3 protein-coding genes and 1 pseudogene are annotated in these 3,712 nt (G+C 75.2%); 3 read left to right on the top strand and 1 reads right to left on the bottom strand.

Annotation, left to right across the window (positions count from 1 at the left end):
- The 3 genes and pseudogenes from EAO70_RS22775 to EAO70_RS22765 form a co-directional block, all read left to right on the top strand.
- A partial coding sequence (locus EAO70_RS22775) for a vWA domain-containing protein (protein WP_148005308.1) occupies positions 1 to 836 on the top strand: 836 nt, incomplete at its 5' end.
- Positions 836 to 1,444 carry a cob(I)yrinic acid a,c-diamide adenosyltransferase gene (gene cobO / locus EAO70_RS22770; protein ID WP_148004658.1) on the top strand — a complete coding sequence of 203 codons (609 nt, stop codon included), beginning with the start codon at positions 836 to 838 and terminating at the stop codon, positions 1,442 to 1,444. The genes EAO70_RS22775 and cobO, both read left to right, overlap by 1 nt.
- Positions 1,438 to 2,854 (top strand): annotated as a pseudogene (locus tag EAO70_RS22765) (cobyrinate a,c-diamide synthase). Before cobO ends, EAO70_RS22765 begins: the two are co-directional and overlap by 7 nt.
- Positions 2,855 to 2,856: 2 nt before the next feature.
- Here the strand turns inward: EAO70_RS22765 and EAO70_RS22760 are convergent.
- Positions 2,857 to 3,585: a ZIP family metal transporter gene (locus EAO70_RS22760; protein ID WP_148004657.1), complete on the bottom strand. Its 729-nt coding sequence runs from the start codon at positions 3,583 to 3,585 to the stop codon at positions 2,857 to 2,859.
- Positions 3,586 to 3,712: the final 127 nt, after the last annotated feature.

Below are 3,712 nucleotides of genomic sequence, written 5' to 3'. Positions count from 1 at the left end.
CCTCCGAGCCCTTCCGTACGAAGGTGCTCAGCGTCCCCGGCCTGGGCGAGGGCGCGGCCGGGCGCCGTTCCCGGGCCCGCACCGAGCACGGGCGTACCACCGGATCCGTACGGCCCCGGGGCTCGCTGACCAAGCTGCACCTGGCCGCGACCGTGCAGGCCGCCGCCCCGTACCAGCGGGCGCGCGGGCGGACCGGGCCCGGGCTCGTGGTCCGCCGGGACGATCTGCGGCAGGCGACCCGGGAGGGGCGTGAGGGGAACCTGGTGCTCTTCGCCGTCGACGCCTCGGGGTCGATGGCGGCCCGGCAGCGGATGAGCGCCGTCAAGGGCGCCGTCCTCTCCCTGCTGCTCGACGCCTACCAGCGGCGCGACAAGGTCGGCCTGGTCACCTTCCGGGGCCGCGAGGCCGAGGTCGCGCTCCCGCCGACCTCGTCCGTCGACGCCGCCGCCGCCCGGCTGGAGAAGCTCCCGACCGGCGGCCGTACGCCGCTGTCGGCGGGGCTCCTCAGGGCCCACGACGTCCTGCGCGTCGAGCGGCTGCGGGACCCCTCGCGCCGCCCGCTGCTCGTCGTCGTCACCGACGGGCGGGCGACCGGCGGCGGGGCCGACCCGGTGGCGCTCGCCGCCCGCGCGGCGCGGCTGCACGCCGCCGACGGCACGGCCTCCGTCGTCGTCGACTGCGAGTCCGGGCCGGTGCGGCTCGGACTGGCCCGTGAGCTCGCCCGTGAACTCGGCGGCACCGCCGTCACCCTGGACGAGCTGCGCGCCGACTCGATCGCCGGCCTCGTCCGGGACGTACAGGGAAACCGGAAGACCACCGCCAGGAGGGCAGCCTGATGCCGCAGGGACAGCCGAACGTCATACCCGACGACGGTCTCACCACCCGTCAGCGCCGCAACCGCGCGCTGGTGATGGTCCACACGGGCGTCGGCAAGGGGAAGTCCACCGCCGCGTTCGGGATGGCGCTGCGCGCCTGGAACCAGGGCTGGCCGATCGGGGTGTTCCAGTTCGTCAAGTCCGCCAAGTGGCGGGTCGGCGAGGAGAACGCCCTCAAGGCCCTGGGCGAGACGGGCAAGGGCGGCACCGTCACCTGGAACAAGATGGGCGAGGGCTGGTCCTGGATCCAGCGCGAGGTCGCCGAGGGCGAGCAGTCGCACGAGGACAAGGCCCGCGAGGGCTGGGAGCAGGTCAAGCGGGACCTCGCCGAGGAGAAGTACACGTTCTACGTCCTCGACGAGTTCGCGTACCTGCTGCACTGGGGCTGGATCGACACGGCCGAGGTCGTCCAGGTGCTGCGCGACCGGCCCGGGCACCAGCACGTCGTCATCACCGGCCGCAACGCGCCGCAGGAGCTGGTCGACTTCGCGGACCTCGTCACCGACATGTCCAAGGTCAAGCACCCGATGGACGCCGGTCAGAAGGGCCAGCGGGGCATCGAGTGGTAGCACGTCTCGTCATCGCCGCGCCCTCCTCGGGCGCGGGCAAGACCACGGTCGCGACCGGTCTGATGGCCGCGTTCGCCGGCCGTGGCCTGGCGGTCTCGCCGCACAAGGTGGGGCCGGACTACATCGACCCCGGGTACCACGCGCTCGCCACCGGGCGGCCGGGCCGCAACCTCGACGCGTACATGTGCGGTACGGGGCTGGTCGCGCCGCTCTTCGAGCACGGGGCGCGCGGCTGCGACCTGGCGGTGGTCGAGGGGGTCATGGGCCTGTACGACGGCGCGGCCGACCAGGGTGAACTCGCCTCCACCGCCCAGGTGTCGAAGCTGCTGAGGGCACCGGTGGTGCTGGTCGTCGACGCGTCCTCGCAGTCGCGGTCGGTGGCGGCGCTCGTGCACGGCTTCGCGTCCTGGGACCCGGAGGTGCGGATCGGGGGCGTGATCCTCAACAAGGTCGCCACGGACCGGCACGAGCACCTGCTGCGGGAGGCGCTCGGCGAGTCCGGGGTGCCGGTCCTCGGGGTGCTGCGGCGGGCTCCCGCCGTCGCGACCCCGTCGCGGCACCTGGGGCTGGTGCCGGTCGCCGAGCGGCAGGCCGCGGCGGTCGAGGCGGTCGCCGCGCAGGCGGAGCAGGTCCGCGCCGGATGCGACCTGGAGGCGCTGCTGGCGCTGGCGCGCAGCGCGCCCGAGCTGTCCACCGAGGCGTGGGAGCCGCAGGGGTCGTGGGCGGGCTCCTCGTGGGGCGTGGACGCGCGGGGCGCCGCCGGGCCCGCCCCCGGACCGCGGACGGCCGGTCGTCGCCGTCGCGGGCGGGGCGGCGTTCACGTTCTCGTACGCCGAGCACACGGAGTTGCTGCGGGCCGCGGGCGCCGAGGTGGTGTCCTTCGACCCGCTGCGGGACGAGGAGCTGCCCGAGGGGACGTCCGGGCTCGTCATAGGCGGCGGCTTCCCCGAGATGTACGGGGCCGAGCTGTCCGCGAACGAGCCGCTGCGCAAGGCGGTCGCCGCGCTGGCCGCCTCGGGGGCGCCGGTGGCCGCCGAGTGCGCGGGGCTGCTGTACCTCGCGCGGTCGCTGGACGGCACGCCCATGTGCGGGGTGCTGGACGCGGACGCGCGGATGTCCGAGCGGCTGACGCTGGGCTACCGGGACGCCGTCGCCGTCAGCGACAGCGTGCTCGCGCCGGCCGGCGCACGGCTGCGGGGGCACGAGTTCCACCGGACGGTCGTCGAGCCGGGCGCCGGCGCCCTGGCCGCGTGGGGGCTGCGGCAGCCCGAGCGGAGGGTCGAGGGCTTCGTCCAGGACGGGGTGCACGCCAGTTACGTCCACACCCACTGGGCGGGGTCCCCGGAGGTCGCCGCGCGCTTCGTGGAGCACTGCGGCGTGCGGCACCGCGGCGGGGAGCACCGCAGGTGAGGTCAGCCGCCGGAGGCGCCCACCACGAGCCAGATGAAGCCGACGCCCGCCACCGTGCACAGCAGGGTGGAGCGGGCGGGGTGGTCGTGGTGGGCCTCCGGCAGGATCTCGGCGGCGGCCAGGTAGAGCAGGGCGCCGCCGAAGAACCCCAGATAGCTGCCGAGGAGTTCCACCGGAAGGGTGAACAGCAGGGTCGAGGCGGCGCCGATCAGCGGGGCGAGGGCGTCGGCGACGAGCATCGCGACGGCCTTGCGGCGGGCGTTCCCGTAGAGGCTGGTGATCGTGTACGTGTTGAAGCCGTCGGCGAAGTCGTGGGTGATGACGGCGAGGGCGACGGTGGCGCCCATGCCGCCGCCGACCTGGAAGGCCGCGCCGAGCGCGATGCCGTCCATGAGGCTGTGGCCGACCATCGCGGCGGCCGCGGTCATGCCGACCTGCGGGACCCGCTCGTCGGCGGCGACGCCGTGTGCGGCCCGGCGTACGGCGAGGAGCCGCTCGATGACGTGGGCGAGGAGGAAGCCGCCGACGAAGAGCAGCAGCGCCTCCGGGACGCCGAAGACCTCGTCGCCCGCGGCCTCCATCGCCTCGGGCAGCAGGTCGAGTCCGACGACGCCCAGCATGAGTCCGCCGGCCAGGCCGAGGACGAGGTGGCGGCGGTCGGTGACGCGTCCCGCGACCCAGCCGCCGAAGAGCGTCATGAGGAAAGCGCCGAGCGCGACGACCACAGCCATGGGCCTTTGCTACCGGATGGGGCGCCCTCCGCGCACCTCGGTGTCGGCGCGCGGGCGGGGGTCGCGGTGGACGAGGTCCTCGCCCTGGTGGGGGCGGTGCTGCGGGAGGCGGGGCTGACGCGTGCGG

Source organism: Streptomyces sp. adm13(2018), assembly GCF_008042145.1.
Taxonomy (GTDB): domain Bacteria; phylum Actinomycetota; class Actinomycetes; order Streptomycetales; family Streptomycetaceae; genus Streptomyces.
Note: the sequence above shows the minus strand (reverse complement) of the source record. Positions and strands in the feature narration are given on the sequence as shown.

Bases quoted from the DNA above. Each gene is read 5' to 3' on its own strand.
- cobO (WP_148004658.1), top strand. From the start codon at position 836: ATGCCGCAGGGACAGCCGAACGTCATACCCGACGACGGTCTCACCACC.
- EAO70_RS22760 (WP_148004657.1), bottom strand. From the start codon at position 3,585: ATGGCTGTGGTCGTCGCGCTCGGCGCTTTCCTCATGACGCTCTTCGGC.